Source organism: Desulfovibrio sp. GTC20076, assembly GCF_055385905.1.
On sequence record NZ_AP039366.1, the window covers coordinates 2,663,895 to 2,680,526 of the forward strand.

11 protein-coding genes are annotated in these 16,632 nt (G+C 61.2%); all 11 read left to right on the forward strand.

The annotated features are described in order from the left end of the window. Positions 1-112: 112 nt before the first annotated feature. The 11 genes from glmS to ACZ495_RS11740 all read left to right on the forward strand — a co-directional run bounded on the left by glmS (position 113) and on the right by ACZ495_RS11740 (position 16,591). A complete protein-coding gene (gene glmS, locus ACZ495_RS11690) occupies positions 113-1,939 on the forward strand; it encodes a glutamine--fructose-6-phosphate transaminase (isomerizing) (protein WP_015939368.1) in 1,827 nt (608 codons plus the stop codon). 228 nt (positions 1,940-2,167) lie between these two features. Continuing rightward, complete coding sequence (locus ACZ495_RS11695) at positions 2,168-3,832, forward strand: diguanylate cyclase (RefSeq protein WP_015939367.1); 1,665 nt, start codon at positions 2,168-2,170, stop codon at positions 3,830-3,832. Positions 3,833-4,410: 578 nt separating this feature from the next. Then, positions 4,411-4,824 carry a cytochrome c maturation protein CcmE gene (locus tag ACZ495_RS11700; protein WP_015939366.1) on the forward strand — a complete coding sequence of 138 codons (414 nt, stop codon included), beginning with the start codon at positions 4,411-4,413 and terminating at the stop codon, positions 4,822-4,824. A 125-nt stretch (positions 4,825-4,949) separates the two neighbouring features. Beyond that, positions 4,950-6,929, forward strand: coding sequence for a heme lyase CcmF/NrfE family subunit (locus ACZ495_RS11705; protein WP_015939365.1), 1,980 nt, complete (start codon positions 4,950-4,952; stop codon positions 6,927-6,929). Positions 6,930-6,947: 18 nt separating this feature from the next. Further along, a complete protein-coding gene (locus tag ACZ495_RS11710; protein WP_015939364.1) occupies positions 6,948-7,658 on the forward strand; it encodes an ABC transporter ATP-binding protein in 711 nt (236 codons plus the stop codon). After that, complete coding sequence (locus ACZ495_RS11715) at positions 7,646-8,323, forward strand: heme exporter protein CcmB (protein WP_015939363.1); 678 nt, start codon at positions 7,646-7,648, stop codon at positions 8,321-8,323. Before ACZ495_RS11710 ends, ACZ495_RS11715 begins: the two co-directional genes overlap by 13 nt. Continuing rightward, positions 8,323-9,015, forward strand: a complete 693-nt coding sequence (locus tag ACZ495_RS11720; RefSeq protein ID WP_015939362.1) for a cytochrome c biogenesis protein — start codon at positions 8,323-8,325, stop codon at positions 9,013-9,015. The genes ACZ495_RS11715 and ACZ495_RS11720 overlap by 1 nt, the downstream gene beginning before the upstream one ends. A 64-nt stretch (positions 9,016-9,079) precedes the next feature. After that, a complete protein-coding gene (locus ACZ495_RS11725; protein WP_015939361.1) occupies positions 9,080-9,217 on the forward strand; it encodes a CcmD family protein in 138 nt (45 codons plus the stop codon). Further along, entirely contained in the window at positions 9,210-9,860 is a 651-nt protein-coding gene (locus ACZ495_RS11730) for a tetratricopeptide repeat protein (RefSeq protein ID WP_015939360.1), read from the forward strand. The genes ACZ495_RS11725 and ACZ495_RS11730 overlap by 8 nt, the downstream gene beginning before the upstream one ends. Positions 9,861-10,392: 532 nt before the next feature. Next, positions 10,393-11,163, forward strand: coding sequence for a tetratricopeptide repeat protein (locus ACZ495_RS11735; RefSeq protein WP_015939359.1), 771 nt, complete (start codon positions 10,393-10,395; stop codon positions 11,161-11,163). 223 nt (positions 11,164-11,386) lie between these two features. Continuing rightward, positions 11,387-16,591: a 7TM-DISM domain-containing protein gene (locus tag ACZ495_RS11740; protein ID WP_464262302.1), complete on the forward strand. Its 5,205-nt coding sequence runs from the start codon at positions 11,387-11,389 to the stop codon at positions 16,589-16,591. Positions 16,592-16,632: the final 41 nt, after the last annotated feature.

Genomic DNA, 16,632 nt, shown 5'->3' on the forward strand with positions numbered 1-16,632 from the left:
TCCGGCCTTCTTTGTCAGAGCAAGGCAGACCGCCCGAAGGCGGAGACGTTCCAGTGCCGCCCTGCCCGCGCCACCCGGCCGGAAGCTTTGGCGGTATACAAGGAGGCACGTTATGTGCGGTATTATAGGTTATGCAGGACACAGGCCGGCCGTTCCCGTTGTAGTGGAAGGGCTGCGCAGGCTTGAATACCGGGGTTATGATTCCGCCGGCGTGGCCTTTGTGCGCCAGAATGACATCCATGTCGTGCGTGCCATGGGCAAGCTGGCCGCACTTGAAGAAAAACTCGCCCATGAGCCGGTGACCACGCCTACCTGCGCCATGGGGCATACCCGCTGGGCCACGCACGGCGTACCCGCCGAGCGCAACGCCCATCCCCACCGCAGCAATGACGGCTCCCTGGCCCTCGTGCATAACGGCATTATCGAAAACTATCAGGAAATAAAGGCGGACCTTTCGGCCAAGGGCTATACGTTCAGCTCTGAAACCGACACGGAAGTGCTGGTAAATCTTATTGCCGAACGCCGCAAGACCGAGCCGGACCTTCTGCACGCTTTTGCCGCCGCCCTGCGCGAGGCCCACGGGGCCTACGCTGTCTGCCTTATGGACAGGACGGAACCCGGCGTTATCTATGCGGCCCGCATGTCCGCCCCGCTTATTTTCGGCCAGGGAACAGGCGAAAATTTTGTGGCTTCGGATATTCCGGCATTTCTGCCGTACACCCGGCAGGTGGTCTTTTTGCAGGACGGGGATCTTGTGCGTGCCACGGCCGACAGTTACGAGATACTCCGGCTTGAGGACCTCAGCCCCGTAAGCCACGAAACGCAGACCATCCAGTGGGATATGCAGGCCGCGCAAAAGGGCGGGTACCGCCACTTCATGCTCAAGGAAATCTTCGAGCAGCCGCGCGTCATCACCGATGGCCTTACCGGCCGCGCACATGCGCAGCAAGGGCAGGTGCGCCTGCCCGAGCTGGATGCACTGCCTGTGCCGCGCCGCCTGCACATTGTGGCCTGCGGCACGTCGTACCACTCCGGCCTGTGGGGACGGCACCTGCTGGAGCACTGGGCGCGTGTTCCTGTGCAGGTGGAAATAGCCTCGGAATTCCGCTACCGCGATACCCTGCTGCTGGACAAGGACGACATGGTGCTTGTCATCAGCCAGAGCGGTGAAACGGCCGACACCCTTGCGGCCCTGCGCATTGCGCGCCAGAGCGGCGTCACCGTGCTCGGCCTGTGCAATGTGGTAGGCTCGTCCATTGCCCGTGAGGCCTCAGCCGTGCTTTACACCCAGGCCGGGCCTGAAATCAGCGTGGCATCCACCAAGGCCATGTGCAGCCAGATGCTCATGCTGACCCTCATGGCGCTCTATTGGGGTACGCGCAGGGGTTGCCTGTCTGCCGGGGAGTGCCGTGAACATCTTACGGTTCTTGAAAACCTGCCCGCCCTGCTGGACGACAGCCTGCCCGCCCTGCACGAACGTGCTAAAGAAATCGCGCGCAAGTACTCCCAGGTGCGCAACTTCTTCTATCTCGGGCGGGGGCATTGCTATCCGCTGGCTCTGGAGGGGGCGCTCAAACTCAAGGAGCTTTCCTATATCCATGCTGAAGGCTATGCCGCGGGCGAGATGAAGCACGGTCCCATCGCCCTCATTGATCCGGATTTTCCCACTTTTGCCCTGGCCCTGAATGACGCACTGCTGCCCAAGGTCAAGTCCAACATGGTAGAGGTGCAGGCCCGGCAGGGCAAGGTTATTGCCCTGACCAACAAAGGGGTGGAGCTGGATGCTGAAGACAGGTGGGATATTCCCGAGCTGCCCGCGCCGCTTTCCGCCTTTGCGGCGTTGCCTGCGCTGCAGCTTTTCAGCTACGAAACCGCGGATTATCTCGGCAAGGATGTGGATCAGCCCCGAAATCTTGCCAAAAGTGTAACGGTTGAATAGCATATAGATATTAAAATATTATAAATCCTATTTGCCGGCCCGGAGTTTTCCGGGTCGGCTTTTTTGTTATTCTAATGGATTATGAAAATTTCTCTTTGCGCGCTCGTGCAGAAGCCCTCAAGATTGCTTTCCTATGTACAGATTATTGGCTATACTGTCTGTGCCTCCAGAACATTCTGAAAGATTTGTCTGGAGCCTCCAATCTGCCGTCTCCGGCAAAGACACGTCATGGAAAAACTGGCAAAAAGAAAAATTCGTATTTTTTATTATGTTACCGGGTTGTTGGCACTGATATTGATGTCAGTGGCCCTGGCGATCCCGTACTTTATTTCTGTGCGCACCCAGTTTGACAGCATGATCGAGCAATCAAAGGTCCGTATTCTTGCAGAAAAAAAGCAGACCCTTGTGGAAAGGGTGGAAAGGGTCAGCGTAGAGATCAGCGCCATGCGCGCCACCGTATATGCGGAATACCAGGCCATGGCCAAGGCATTGAGCGCCATGCTCGGCACTCTGGACATGAAGCCTGAAAAGATCATTGATGCCTTTGATCCCCAGGTGACCAGGCGTACCACACGGTTTGCCCTGCATATGGCGGGCATGGGGGTGGCCGTTTTTAACAGGGCTACCAGCGAGCTTCTGTGGACGGATGAAAAAGATCTCGCCCATGTACTGCGTGAGCGACTTGTGGAGGGGCGGGTCGAGCCTTCGGCGGATTTTCCTGTATGGGCCGTGGGGCAGCTCGGAGGCGCCCAGGAAGTTGTTGTTTTTGGCACGGACTGGGCTGTGGATGAGATAGCCAAAAGCCGCTGCAAGGCCATTATCCGCACCCTGCGCTTTCCTCTTAACCAGTATGTATGGATCAATGAGGTGCGTAACTACAGCGGCGGCCCGGGCTATGCCGTGCGGGCCGTGCATGTTGCCGAGCCGGAAACCGAGGGCATGCCCCTGTCCACAGACATGGCGGACATCAGGGGCAACCTGCCGTACAAGGAAGAACTGGAAGGCGTTGTCGCGCACGGCGACATATTTTTTACCTACTATTTCAAAAAGCCGGATTCTGACGAAATAAGCGAAAAACTCACGTATGCCAAACTCTACAAACCGTTTAACTGGATTGTATGCACGGGCATCTATACAAACGATATGGAAGTCATCATACAGAAGCGCGAGGACGACTTCCGCAGTGCATTCAAGGACCAGATTATTTCCTTTGCCAGAATAATTTCCATCATGGCCCTGCTGTACGCCGTTTTGATGATTTTTTTCGAGCGCCACCTTACGGGCATGGTCAACGGCTTTATTCTCAAGCTCAAGGATGACGAAACCGCCTTGCGGGAAGAAAAAAACAAGCTTGATGATGCCTACAAGGAACTGGAACGTGTTGCCTATTATGACTTTCTTACAGGTCTGCTCAACCGGCGGGCCATGTATGAACGTCTTGAAAAGGAATTTTCGCGCGCGCAGCGCGAGGGGCTGCAGTTCTGCCTGGTGCTGGCCGATATCGACCATTTCAAGGTTGTGAACGATACTTATGGACATGATGCGGGCGATGTGGTGCTGCAATCCATCGCGGAAATTTTTCAGAACAATATACGGCAGGAAGACTGCGCCTCCCGCTGGGGCGGCGAGGAATTTCTGATTCTGGCAATTTCCTGCGGGCTTGAAGACGGGCTGTCGCTGGCGGAAAAGCTGCGCAAGGCCGTTGAGGATACTCCCATCCGCATCGGAGCCGCAATTATCAATGTCACCATCACGCTGGGCGTGGTAGAGTACACCAAGGGCAAATCCTTCAGCACGCTTATCAAAGAGGCGGATTTTTATCTTTACGAGGGCAAGCGCCAGAGAAACTGTGTCATGTCCAGTTCCGGCACAGCCAAGGAACCCTTAGAGTAATTACCGCTTAAAATGATTGCTTAACGGTCGGCAAAGCCGCCTTACAGTCATGTGGCGACAAAGCCTTGGCGAGCAGCTCTGGTGTGAAATGTTCTACATCCAGGCCGGTTAATGGCAGAAACTCTCCCGCAGCCCGGGACCGTTTGCTTTGGGGCAACCCTTGAGATTTTTGGATCGGCAGCTTTATTGATGCCGTATTTTTTCGGCAATGAGATAAACACGGCCGGGGCAGAGCGTACGTCTGCCCCGGCCGTGTGCCTGTCTGGTGTGGAGGCCTGCCGCGTGAATTTTACGCATCTATCCGAGTTTTAAGGTATACTTTGCAGCCTGCGCGAACCTGCCGTGCCGGGGTCAGCTTTTTAGATGTGACGGCATCACAAAAACCGCGCCAGTACCTGCCCTGCCCTTTTAACAGGAAATATTATCACCTTGTCAGAATGATGGAAATGGTCTAGGTTCTTAGCCGTAAAACAGCGCATACCGTCCCGCGCCATGCGGGTATGGTTGCGGCGCCGGAGTTCGGCGCTGCAAAAGCCGATCATGCGGCAAAGCGCGTCTGCCGCAGCAATGAGGTTATCATGGCCCGCAAAAAAAATACCGGCATCTATGTAGCGGCGCTGCTGCTTTTTCTTGGCGGCGTGGGCTATCTGGTGTATTCCGGCTTTTCGGAAAACAGCGTCTATTTTCTGAATGTTTCCGAAGCTCAGGCCGCCACGCCGGACAAGCTGGCTTCTGCCCGGCTTTTCGGTACTGTCGCCCCTGAAGGCATTGAAAAGGCTTCGGCCGGAACCGGCGTCAATTTTCTTCTTGCAGACAAGGACAATGCAGGTCAGGCCATTGCGGTGCGCTACAGCGGCACTGTGCCCGATACCTTCAAGGCCGGGGCCGAGGTTATTGTTGAGGGCGGCATGGACGCCCAGGGCCATTTTGTGGCCAAAACCCTCATGACCAAGTGTCCGTCCAAGTACCAGAAAGAAAACCGCCAGAGCTGACGTCAGCCCCTGATGGAACAACAGGCCCGGCATTGCCGGACATATTGCGCATGGGGCGCGCCTGCCGGGTCCGGCATGGTGCATGACCCCGCAGCACGGTCCACGAGGCCGGTAAAAGGAGTCACATGTACGTTTTTGCCTTTGCCCTCCTTCTTTTGGCCTTGCTCGCCTCCTTGGGCGGCGGCGGTCTGGCCCTGCTGCAACTGTGGCAAGGACGCGAAGACTCCCTGCGCCTTGTGGAAAAAACCCATATAGTCGTCAGCGGCGCTCTGCTTGTTGCTTCGGCCATATTGCTGCACGCGCTTTTCTGGTTTGATTTTCAGGTGCAGTATGTAGCCAGCTATACCGACCGCATCCTGCCGGTCTTTTACCGCCTTACGGCTTTCTGGGCCGGACAGCCCGGCTCCATGCTTTTCTGGGCGCTGGCCGTTGGCGTCAGTGGCTCTCTTTTCGCATGTACGCGCGCCTATAAGGGCATCAGCCGTCCCACACGGCTGTGGTACTGGGCCTTTTTTTACACGATCATGGCCTTTTTTGCCCTTATTCTCACGAACTGGAGCAATCCTTTCATGCTTCAGACCCCTGTTCCGGCCGATGGCAACGGCCTGAACCCCCTGCTGCAAAATCCCGGCATGATCATTCACCCGCCCCTGCTCTTTCTCGGGTACGGCGGTTTTACCATTCCTGCCTGCCTTGCCCTGGCCCAGGCGCTTTCGGGCAAGGCCGATACCGAAGGGGAATGGTTCCGCATTTCGAGGCCGGTGATTATTCTCGCATGGCTGTTCCTTACCGCGGGCATTGTGCTTGGCGCGTGGTGGGCCTATATGGAGCTTGGCTGGGGCGGCTACTGGGCCTGGGACCCGGTGGAAAACGCCTCGCTCATTCCCTGGCTCATCGCCTCCGCAGCCCTGCATACCCTTATTGTTGAGGACCGTCGCAACAAACTCGGACGCGTCAACGTGGCCATGATGGCCCTGACCACGATTTCCGCTTTTTTTGCCACATATCTTGTCCGCAGCGGTGTTATCGACTCCGTACACGCTTTTGGCGACGGCAGTGTTGGGACTCCCCTGACCCTGTTCATCCTGGCGGGGCTGGCTGTTTCCCTGTGGGTTCCGCTGGCAAGCCCCTGCCGTGGCCGCCCCCTGTCGGGCCTGGACAGCCGTGAGGGCTTTCTTACCCTCGTGGCCTGGGTGCTGCTGGCGCTTGCGGGCATTATTCTGGTGGCGACCATGTGGCCGGTCATCAGCAAGTTGTGGTCCGCCGCTCCCCGCGGCCTTGACGCCAATTTCTACAATCGCGTGTGCCTGCCCCTGGGGGCGCTGCTCATGCTCATGATGGCGGCCTGTCCCTGGCTTGGCTGGGGTGGGGGTGTACGCAACAAAAAAGCCTTTTTCGCCGTGGTGGCTACCTTTGCCGTCAGCGGCGCGGCCATCTGGCTTATGGGATACCGCCAGCCTACGGCCCTGCTCGGGGCCGCATCTTCCGTAGCCATCCTGACAGGCATCGTTTTTCAGCTGGCCGACAGATCCGTGCGGCGTCAGCCCAACAGCCTGGGCGCGCTGGGCGCACATCTGGGCATGGCGCTGATGGCTATCGGCATAGCCTTTTCCGGGCCGTACAAGATTGAGCGCGACATCCACTTTACCGTGGGCCAGACCCAGACCCTGGCCGGGTACAAGGCGACCCTGCTGGAACTGGAAGAAGGCCGCCGCCCCGGCTATGAGTACATCGCCGCCAAGGTGCGCATTACAGACAAGGACGGCAAGGAACTTGGTGTTGTGGCGCCAGAGCGCCGCCTGTACGAAAAATTCGGCAGCATGCAGTTTTCCGAGGTGGACGTGATCCCGAGCCTTGGGGACGAGCTTTACGCCTCTTTGCTGGGGCTTGATGAAGACTCCCATGTGGTGGTCAAGCTCAGCGTGGAACCTCTTGTCAACTGGCTGTGGATAGGCGGCACCATCATGTGTCTTGTGCCCCTGCTGGGCTTGCGCCGCCGCAAGCCCGCCGACGCTGCCGAGGCCGCGGAACTGGCCGATGGCCTGGACGAAGATGACGCCGTGCCCGATGATCCCGGGTCCGACGGCAAACATGGCGCGGCCTAGCCCGCCGGAGCGCCCTTAGTGCTGGAACTTGTGCGTGTTGCCAAGACCTATGGGGTCAAGGTTATCTTCAAGGACGTGAACTGCGCCTTTAGCGGGGGCAGCATCACCATGCTGGTGGGTGGTAACGGCGCGGGCAAAAGTACGCTTATGCGTATAATGGCCGGGCTTTCCCGGCCAAGCGCGGGCGAAGCCCGGCTGGGCGGGCAGGCGCGTCTGGGCTACCTCGGGCACGCCACGTTCTTGTATCCCGGCCTCACGGCGCTGGAAAATCTTGATTTCTGGCGGACCGCGTGCGGTCTGGCGCTTTCGCGCAAGGATCTTGTGGCGGCTCTTGAGCGTGTTGGGCTGCAGGCCCACGCCCACGAGCGGGCTGGCGTATTTTCGCGCGGCATGGCGCAGCGACTCAATCTGGCCCGTGTGCTCATGCAGACGCCGGACCTGCTGCTGCTGGACGAGCCGGGAACCGGGCTTGATGCGGCCTCGCTGTCACTTTTGCGCAGCGAGGTTGTGGCTGCCCGTGCCCGGGGGGCCTGTATTGTTCTTATCAGCCACGATTTTGCGGGCGATGCACCCTTGGCCGACAGGCTGCTTGCCCTTGAGGGGCGCAAGCTGGCCTATGACGGCCCGCCCGGAGCTTACGGGCCTGTGGCGGGCGTTTCGGCGGCCGGGGACAGTGGCGTGGGGCGGCAGCCCGGCATGCCCGTAGAGGGGCCGCAATGCTGCGCATGACCCTGGCCATTGCCCGCAAAGACCTTTCGCTGACGCTGGCCCGCGGCAGCGGGCTTGTGCAGGCCCTGCTGCTGGGCTTGCTGCTGCTTTTTGTGTTCAGCCTGTCCCAGGGGGTGGGCGAGCGCATGACGCCGCAAAGCGCAGCGGCCGTGTTCTGGCTCAGTTCCGCCTTTTGCCAGGTGCTTGTGTTCAACCAGCTGTACGCCCTGGAAGAGGTCAACAGCGCCCGGCTGGGGCTGCTGCTTTGCCCTGCGCCCGTGCAGGCCGTCTGGCTTGGCAAGGGCTGCGCCGGGCTTGTTCTGCTGCTGCTGGCGCAGGTGGTATTTCTGCCTGCGGGGGTGGTTTTTCTGGGGCAGGAACTTGCCGGGCCGCTGCCCGAAGCCCTGCTTGCCCTCGTGCTCACGGATGTGGGCATGTGCGCCATGGGGTCCCTGCTGGGGGCACTGGCCCAGGGACAGGCTGCGCGCGAATCACTGTTGAGTATTGTGCTTTTTCCCCTGCTGACGCCCCTGCTGCTCGCGGGCATAAGCGTGGGGGCGCAGGCCCTGGGTGCGTCCAATCCCGATGGGCCGGGCGCGTGGCTTGGGGTTGCGGCCGCCTTTGACGCGGTATTTCTGGGCGCCGGGCTTTTGCTGTTCGGCCATATCTACGCGGGAGACGAATAATGCCCAAGCTTTCGGCGCTGCCGCAACTGCTGGTATTTCTGGGTGGCCTGGCTTTTGCCGCCTGCCAGTGGCTCATTTATGCCTATGCCCCGGTGGAGCAGACCCTGGGGCTGGCGCAGAAAATTTTTTACATCCACCTTCCGCTGGCGTGGTGGGCGCTCATGAGCTTTCTGGCGGTCTTTGCCGGTTCCGTTGCCTACCTGTGGCGGCGTAATCCCGCCGCCGACCGCCTGTGCGCCGCCGCCGCCGAAGTGGGCGTGCTGTTGAGCGGCCTGGCCCTTGTGACGGGCATGCTGTGGGCGCGCCGCTCCTGGGGCGTCTGGTGGACGTGGGACCCGAGACTCACGACAACGCTGATCATGTGGTTCGTCTACGCGGGCTATCTGGTCTTGCGCGGGCTGGATCTGCCGCCGCAGCGCCGCAATATGGTCTGCGCGGTGGTGGGCGTGGTGGCTTTTCTGGATGTGCCGCTGGTTTTTTTATCCGCGCGCATATGGCGCTCCATCCATCCTTCTGTGTTTGCCAGCAAGGAAGGCGGCCTTGAGCCGGAGATGCGCCTTACCGTCATAGCCTGTGTGCTTTCGTTCGGCCTGTTATGGGCGGGATTGGTGTGGCTGCGCAAGCGTCAGCTTGATCTGGCCGCCCGCCTGGACAGGCTGCAGCAGAGCCACTGTACGCCGGAAGGTCTGTAAACGCACGGCCTGCGCCGTCATGCGCCGCCGGTCCGCAGGGCCGTAAGGCATTCCCGGAGGATATATGGATACCCTGACCTGGATAATCATGGCCAATGCCGCCGTCTGGATCGGCCTTGGCGCTTACCTGGCCTTCATGGGCGCGCGCCAGCGCTCCCTTGCAGCACGCCTGGCCCAATGGGAGATTCTCAACAATGACTGATAGTTCAAAGCGCAATACTTCATCCCGCGCGCTCATTATCCTGCTGGGCCTGGGCCTGGTGGTCATGCTGGCCGTATCGCTCAAGGAGCGCTTTGAAAGCCCCGGGCTTACGGAGCAGCGGCAGCCTCGCGCGGCAACCGCTCAGGACAGCGAGGCGCAGCAGATAGGCAAGCTCATGCGGCAGGTGGCTGAAAATCCCAATGACGGCACGGCCATGGTTCACCTTGTGGAGCACCTTATCGGCGCACAGAACTGGGAGGCCGCAGAAACTTTTGCCCAACGGGCCGTAACTCTTGATACGGGCAATTCAAAGCCGTTGTATCTGCTTGGCGTCATCATGCACAATCAGGGCCGCAACAAGGAAGCCGCCGAGGCTCTTGAAAAAGTGCTGGCTATCAAGGATGAGGCTTCGGTGCGCTACAGCCTTGGGGTGCTCTATATCCATTACCTCGAGGACCCTGCCAAGGGCGTGGAACACCTGAGCGCGGGGCTGCATGATGCCAACGCACCGGAAGAGCTGAAAAAAGCCATTATGCAGGAACTGGAAAAAACGCCACTTCCGAAGCAGCCGGATCAGCCGGGCAAGGCGGCTCCTGCGGACAAGGCAAAAGGCAAGGCGGCTGCTCCCGCGAAAACGCAGTAACCGCTGCTGCCCTGTCCGGAGCGGGCGCACCGGCAGTCCCCGGACTCCGGCGCTGCTGTGCCGCATCGACTGGCCCATCTCAGGCATATATTCCGGGCAAGCCCGCAGCCTCTACACAAGCTGCGGGCTTGCCTCTTTTTTTTACAGGTTGTACCTTTTACCGCAAAGAGCGCGGCCATCGGGTGCGGGCCGTCGCTATTGCATGAATTTTTCCGCTCCGGCGGTTTTTGCCGTGAAAGGCTGTGCGCCGTGCAGCCGCGCCGCAGGCGGAAAGCCGGCGGTCATATTATGTCAGTGTGTTTTGTATTGGGGTAATTTCCCAAAGAGTTACAGGCGCTCACTGCGGTGTTTGACCGCGCAGGCACGGCACGGTGGATCTTCCTGGCGAAGGCCCGCCCACGCGGCTGGCCGGGGAGCTTTAAGGCAAGGTTCACTGATTGCCGCCGCATACATGTCCGGTTTTCTGCCGGACAGGTGTTTTCCCCACGTTGCAGCCGCACGCTCAATGTGAAAATGCCCCAATGAGGACCATATGGCCCGTCGTAAAAGCAGAAGCAAAGGTTCGCCCGCTCCGAAGCAGGCCCAGTCCCCATCCATCGAACAGGATACGCGCGAAAAACGCCCCCCGAAACAGGCCGCTGCCGCGTCGGCCGCTCCTGCTGCCCAGCAGGAGGCCGCACCCCAGGGTACGGTACGCAAGGGCGTTTTTGTCATGGGAGTGATCATCGCCCTTGTGCTTGGCCTGTACCTGGGCAGCCTTATTCCGTCCCTGATGCACGATTCAGCCCCCGGCTCCGCGCCTGCGCCACAGGCGCAGGCTCCGGCAGCGCAGGCCCCCGATGGCATGCGCTCTGCCCCGCAGGCGGGTATGCCGCAGGTTTCACCGGAACTGGCGGCGCGCATCGGCGAACTGGAAAAGGCTGTGCTGGAAAACCCCCGGGATGCCTCCCGCTGGGCTGGTCTGGGCAATCTGTATTTTGATACCGGGCAGGCCCAGAAGGCGGTGTCCGCCTATGAACGGTCCCTGGCCCTTGAACCGGGCAATGCTCATGTGATCACTGATCTCGGTATTATGCAGCGTGAGCTGGGGCAATTTGAAAATGCCGTGGCAAGCTTCCGTAAGGCCGCAGCGCTTCAGCCTGACCTTGAAAACGCCATTTTCAATGAAGGTGTGGTGCTGTATTACGACCTCAAGCGCAAGGACGAAGCCGAGGCGGCCTGGAAGCGGCTTTTGCGGGTCAATCCTGACGCTCGCGCGCCTGACGGCCAGCCTGTTTCCGAGCTTATACAGCACCTGCATTAGAGTGAACCGCCATTGAAAATATGAATACGTCCGGCTCCGGATGCGGCGCCGTGCGGCCGAAAGCTGCTGCTCCCGGCCGCATGAGATGCCTGAATGCCACAGGGCGCAGGCACCCGGGCGAGCTTTTCCGGCGGCGCGGCAACCCGCGCCCGCCCGTTTTGCACGATGCACCCCGGCAGCGGGCCTGCCGCGCAAGACCAGAGAATACAGGTAGGAAATACCAATGACACATCCCCATTCCGGCCCCTGCTCCGGGCAAGGTCTTTTTTGCGCTTCCGCCCCGCGCTTTTGCATCCTGCTATTGTACCTGGCGTGCTGCTGGCTCCTGTCGCCCGTGGCCGCGCTCAGGGCTGCGCCCACCGAGGCCATGCTCATGCCCGCTCCGGCAAATCCGCAAAAGAGCATGATTCCCCCGGTTCTGCTTACGCCGAGCGCTCCCTTGTTGCCCCGGCTTCAGTATTTCATCGATCATACCGGAACTATGGATGTGGAAGAGGTGGCCGCCCCGGCCAATGCCAGCGCTTTTCAGCCGTTGCAGATGAAAGATCTGCCGCGTTCCGCGGGCATCATGTGGCTGCGTTTTATCCTGGCCCCCCTGCCTCAGGGGGTAAAGCCCGGAGCCATGCTGCTTGATATGGGAGCCAGCGTGCCTGACGGCCCGGTTCTTTACGAGCCGCATACAAACCTTCTGACCGATGCCGTGGAATGGCGCGAAATAACCCCCAGCCAGCGTGATGTTCTTTTGTTGCCCGAGGCGGGGAGTGAGCCGCTCACCTGCTATATCCGTCTTGACGGGTTGCCCGGTCTGTGGTTTGAGCCGATGCTGCGCACCCCGCAGGATGCCGCCAACAACTGGGGCAGTCTGGCGGGGACGGCGGCAGTGCTGGCTCTGGCCGTGGTCATGCTGCTCTGTCTTTTGCGCGGTCTTTCCGAACGGGGGCAGTGGCGCATATGGACGGCACTTTATGTGGCCGCGGCACTGGCGCAGGCCATCATGGGCATGCCCGCCTACGGCTCTGGCCATATAACCCTTATGGAGGCCGCCGCGGTGCTCAGCCCCGGCGTGGCCCTCATGTTGCTGCCGCATGTGGGCCGCCACCTGTTGCGCACCAAGGGGCGGTCGCGCCTGCTGGATATGCAGTTTGTGCTGCTTTCGCTGCCGGGGGCGGTTCTGGCCCTGCTGCCCCTGCTGCCGGGTTTTGGCTGGCTTATACGCTACCTTGCCCTGTGGCCGCTGTGTACGCTCATATTCGTCCCCAGCGCGGTCGGAGGGGCTGTTATGGGCCTTGGGGGCGCCCGGCGCTTTCTTCTGGGCTGCCTGCTGCCCCCGGCTTTTGTGGCTGCCGGAGTTCTCGGTCTGGACAGCGGCTATGCGGCCAACCTTATGGCTTCTGCCCCCCTGTGGGGAACGGCCCTGAGCGCTCTGATCATTGCGGGAACCGGGGCTCCGCGCGACATGGCCCACGATGATGCCGCGCGCGGCGACAGGAAAAAAGAAAAATCCCTGCCTGGTCTGGACAGTCTTGCTTCGCTTTCTGCCGGCAACGGGGCGGGCAAGGCCGTGGGCCACAAGAACGCGGAAACCTCTCTTTCTATGGACGGCGGTGTCATCAATCTTGACCAGCCTCTGGATGACCCGAATCTGCGTCTGCTGCCGCCTGCTCCCGGGCCGGATAATTCCCGACCGGATAATTTCGGCTTGGGCGGCTGGAACAGTGCTGACGGTAACGCTCCCCTGGGCGCGGCACTCCCTGATGAAGCGGCCTGGCCGCAAGGTTCCGCCCCTGCTGCCCGCGCTGCAACAGCGATGCAGCATTCTCCGGCAGGGGCAGATCCCTGCCTGTGGGAAAATGTGTTGCGTCCGCCGCTGGAACGGCTGCTGCGTGAAGGAGCGGCCCTCGGCAATTGCGCCCTGCCCCCGGCGGTGCGGCAGTATGCCGAGAACATGCTTGAGGCCGCCGCCGATATGGCCCACGCACTGGACAATCCCGGCAAGGGGCTTGATCAGAGCCGTATAGGCGAAACCCGCAGTTCGTTCAATCTGCAGCATATGGTGCGTGAGGCGCACGATGCCGTCAGCGCCGCTGCCGAGAATGCGGGCATCGGCCTTGCATGGTATATGCCCCCCTTGCTGGGACACATGTACGAGGGCCAGGCACAGGCCCTGCGCGAAACCCTCAGCCTTCTGCTGGAAAGCGCCGTGCGGGCCACATCGCGCGGAGCCGTGCATCTCTCGGTACGGCGTGTGCCGGAAAGTGCCGACCCCGGGCACCTGCTTTTTACGGTGACCGATTCAGGAACCGGCATTCCGCCGCGCAACCGCTCCACCCTTGCTCTGGCACGGGCCTGGGAACTGGCCGGGACCAACAACTGTTACCTGAATGTGGAATGTGCCCCCCAGGGAACGAGCATTTCCTTTACCCTGCGCCTTAAACCGCTGGAGCATGATGCCGCTGACGCTGAGGATCTGCGCCCCCATGTGGCCGTTGTGGCGGACAGAGCCGTGGAACGCCAGGGGCTTGCCCATATGGTGGCGGCTATGGGGCTGTCGAGCACAGAGGCCCGCACCATGCGTGAAGCCCTGGAACTGAACAGGGAAAATCCCGCCCTGCTGCTTGTGGCGCATGCGCCTATGGACGGTCCGGCGGAATATGCTATGCTTGAACGCTTCAAACAGCAGGCTGCCGAGGCCGGTTTGCCACTCTGCAAGGCTTTGGCCGTCACATCTGACGACAGCCGGTGGGACGCCCTGGCCGATACCGGTTATACACATGCCCTGCTGGAACCTGTCGACAAGGCCGTTTTCGTCGCTACTGTGCATGAAATTCTGGAAGAAGCGGGCATTGCTGTGCCGGATGCCGGGCAGGATGCGGACAGTCATGATGTCCCGTCCGACCCCGACCATACTCCTGCAGAGGGCGGGGCACAGGTTCCTGGTGTCCCTGCAGGCCCGGAGGATGTGGCCCCTTCAACCGTCCTGGGTACGGGCCTGCTGCTGCAAGCACAGGGAGCGGACGCTCCTTCTTCGCCCCTACCTGATCTTTTTGGCACGGATCAGGCGTGGTCCGTCAACAATGACGCCGCCCCGCGCCTGCCTGACCTCACGGCCCTGCCGCAGATCCTGGGCCTTGCCGACCAGTTGGGCGGAAACAGCCTGGCCTTGCCCGACAGCCCCGGCACGACTGCCACAGCCAATGCTGCGGTTTCGCCCGAGGCCGCGGATGATACTGTGGATAAAACAGCTGACCTCCATGCGGCCGTGCTGGCCGCGGATGCCGGAGTACTTTTGCCTCATGTGCCGCCTATGCACGAGCATTCTGTGTCCGATACATTTGACCAGCCCCTTGCACAGGAAGTGCCGGATCTTTTCGGCGTTGCTGCCGGACAGGAAAGCGCACCGGAGACTGCGCGGGAACATGCCCCGGCGTACGGGCTGGATAGCGCTGCAGACACGCCCGCACAGGTAGATATGCGTGCAGATGGCCAGGACGCTACAGACGTTATGCCGTCCGCAGAGTTGCTGGCGGTGGATGACGCCGTAGCGCCGTCTCTTGTGGAGCAATCCTCGGACACTCCGGAAGGGGAAAATACGACTGACGCGCCCGGCGATGCCGCTGAATTTATTGCCTCTGCCGGGCTGGAAGGCCCCGCGTGGGGCGGCCAGGCTCCATCCGGGGTCGAGGCCAGGCCCGATGACGGTGGGGCAGGCAATGCCGCTGCCCCGGATCAGGAAGAAGAACCCCTGGCCGTTGCGGATAGTGCGGCTGCGCCCGACGCAGCCGGAACCGGTCCGGGCATGGTGCAGGATGTTTCTGACGTGGAGGCGCAAGAAGACCCGCAGGCTTCTGTGTCAGAAGAGCCGGAGAGGCAGGAAGAGCAGGAAGAAGCGGAAGAAGTTGAAGGGCCGCGAAAAGAGGAGCTTTTCGCTTCCGCAGGCGATGCTGCCGTTGCAGAACAGCCTCAGCCCGCAGAGGGCAGTGCGCCCCCGTCTTCTGAAGCCGCCGCCGTGCAGGCCGCTGATGTGCCTGCTTTCATTGAAGACAACGGCGAACAGCAGGGTGGCAGTCATACAGAAAAAGCCGCTGTCGACGGGCATGCGGAAGGCACCGGGGCAGATGTCCCCGCGGCGGCTACGCTTGCCGCTGCCGTGAGCGGTTCCGGCACGCAGGCTGGGCAGCCTGTTATCAGTGTCCGGGGCAGGATTGGCGAGGCCGTTCTCAGGCCGGTCAATGCGCCGCGTCCCGATGTTTCTGTTGTTGCGGCGAGCGGCGGTCTGTCCGGTCTATCCGGCCTGCCCGGTTTGTCCGGCGCACCGGCCGCCGGGTCTTTCCCCGAAGAAAAAACTTCGCCCACGCCGGACATGCCCGAGGGCACGGTTCTGGCGAAAAAAGATCCCGCTGAGGAAGCCCGCAAGCCGGAGGGGTATCTGGATGCCACATATCCTGGCCCGGTAGATGCGGTACCGCACGATAAGCTTGACTGGGGCGGCGAATGGGTTGGTGAGCCTATGCCTGTGGGTACGCCCGTATCTTCGGGCAGGCCCGCCCGGGCAAGCGATACGCCCCTGCCCGCAGCAGCTGGCGGTTATGTCAGCCCGAGCCTTGCGGGTCCGGGGGAATGGGTTGGTGAACCCATGCCCATAGACAGAAACGCCATAAAAGAGGCAAGGCCCGAGCCTGCCGTTGCCCGGTCGATGCCCGCGGCGTCTGAAAGGCGCGCCATTCCCTGGCCGGGAGATGCACCTGCGGGGCAGAACGCTGCTGCCGTAAACCGGAGCAGCAAACCCTCTTCGAATCAGCGTGAAATGCCGCGTACAGCCACCGGCAGATTGATACTCAAGCTGCTGGGCAGCACGGCCGATACCCCGCCGCTTGTGGAAAACGCGCAAGAGCAGCCACGCCGAAGCAGTGAGGCCACCCGCCCGCAAGGCGGCGATACGTCCTTCAGGCCTGCCTCTGCAGGGCGCAACATCACGGACGAGGCGTCCATCGTGGACTTCATCGCAGGGGCAACGCCACCCTCCGGCGGCAATGCCCCGACGCCCGGTGTGGACGCTTCCGAAGCTGCCGTACAGGCCGCTCCCACCCCGGTTGCCGCATATACCGCCCCGGCCATGTCGCCTGTGCAGACCCAGCGGCCCCAGCAGGACGAAACGCTTTTGCGCCTGGTGGAGCGTCTGGACGCTGCCATGGAAGATGCGCAGCGGGCTTACAAGGGGCATAACTGCCCTGCCGTGGCAGAGGCATCAGGACGTATCGCCAATGAATCTGACGGGTTTGGTTTCCGTGTGCTGGCGCGCATGGCCCGTTGTGTGGAACGCGCCGCCCGGGCCAATGACATGAGCGCTCTGCGCGATCTGCTGCCGGAACTGGCCGTGGCTGTAGAGCGCAACCGCATTGCGCTCAATCCGCACCATCAGGGCAGGTAGTTTGCTGGCGCCGCCATGCACGGCGACAGGCTGGCGTGTAA

Bases quoted from the DNA above. Each gene is read 5' to 3' on its own strand.
- ACZ495_RS11705 (WP_015939365.1), top strand. From the start codon at position 4,950: ATGTACGTTTTTGCCTTTGCCCTCCTTCTTTTGGCCTTGCTCGCCTCC.
- ACZ495_RS11720 (WP_015939362.1), top strand. From the start codon at position 8,323: ATGCCCAAGCTTTCGGCGCTGCCGCAACTGCTGGTATTTCTGGGTGGC.
- ACZ495_RS11700 (WP_015939366.1), top strand. From the start codon at position 4,411: ATGGCCCGCAAAAAAAATACCGGCATCTATGTAGCGGCGCTGCTGCTT.
- ACZ495_RS11735 (WP_015939359.1), top strand. From the start codon at position 10,393: ATGGCCCGTCGTAAAAGCAGAAGCAAAGGTTCGCCCGCTCCGAAGCAG.
- ACZ495_RS11715 (WP_015939363.1), top strand. From the start codon at position 7,646: ATGCTGCGCATGACCCTGGCCATTGCCCGCAAAGACCTTTCGCTGACG.
- ACZ495_RS11730 (WP_015939360.1), top strand. From the start codon at position 9,210: ATGACTGATAGTTCAAAGCGCAATACTTCATCCCGCGCGCTCATTATC.
- ACZ495_RS11695 (WP_015939367.1), top strand. From the start codon at position 2,168: ATGGAAAAACTGGCAAAAAGAAAAATTCGTATTTTTTATTATGTTACC.
- ACZ495_RS11725 (WP_015939361.1), top strand. From the start codon at position 9,080: ATGGATACCCTGACCTGGATAATCATGGCCAATGCCGCCGTCTGGATC.
- glmS (WP_015939368.1), top strand. From the start codon at position 113: ATGTGCGGTATTATAGGTTATGCAGGACACAGGCCGGCCGTTCCCGTT.
- ACZ495_RS11740 (WP_464262302.1), top strand. From the start codon at position 11,387: ATGACACATCCCCATTCCGGCCCCTGCTCCGGGCAAGGTCTTTTTTGC.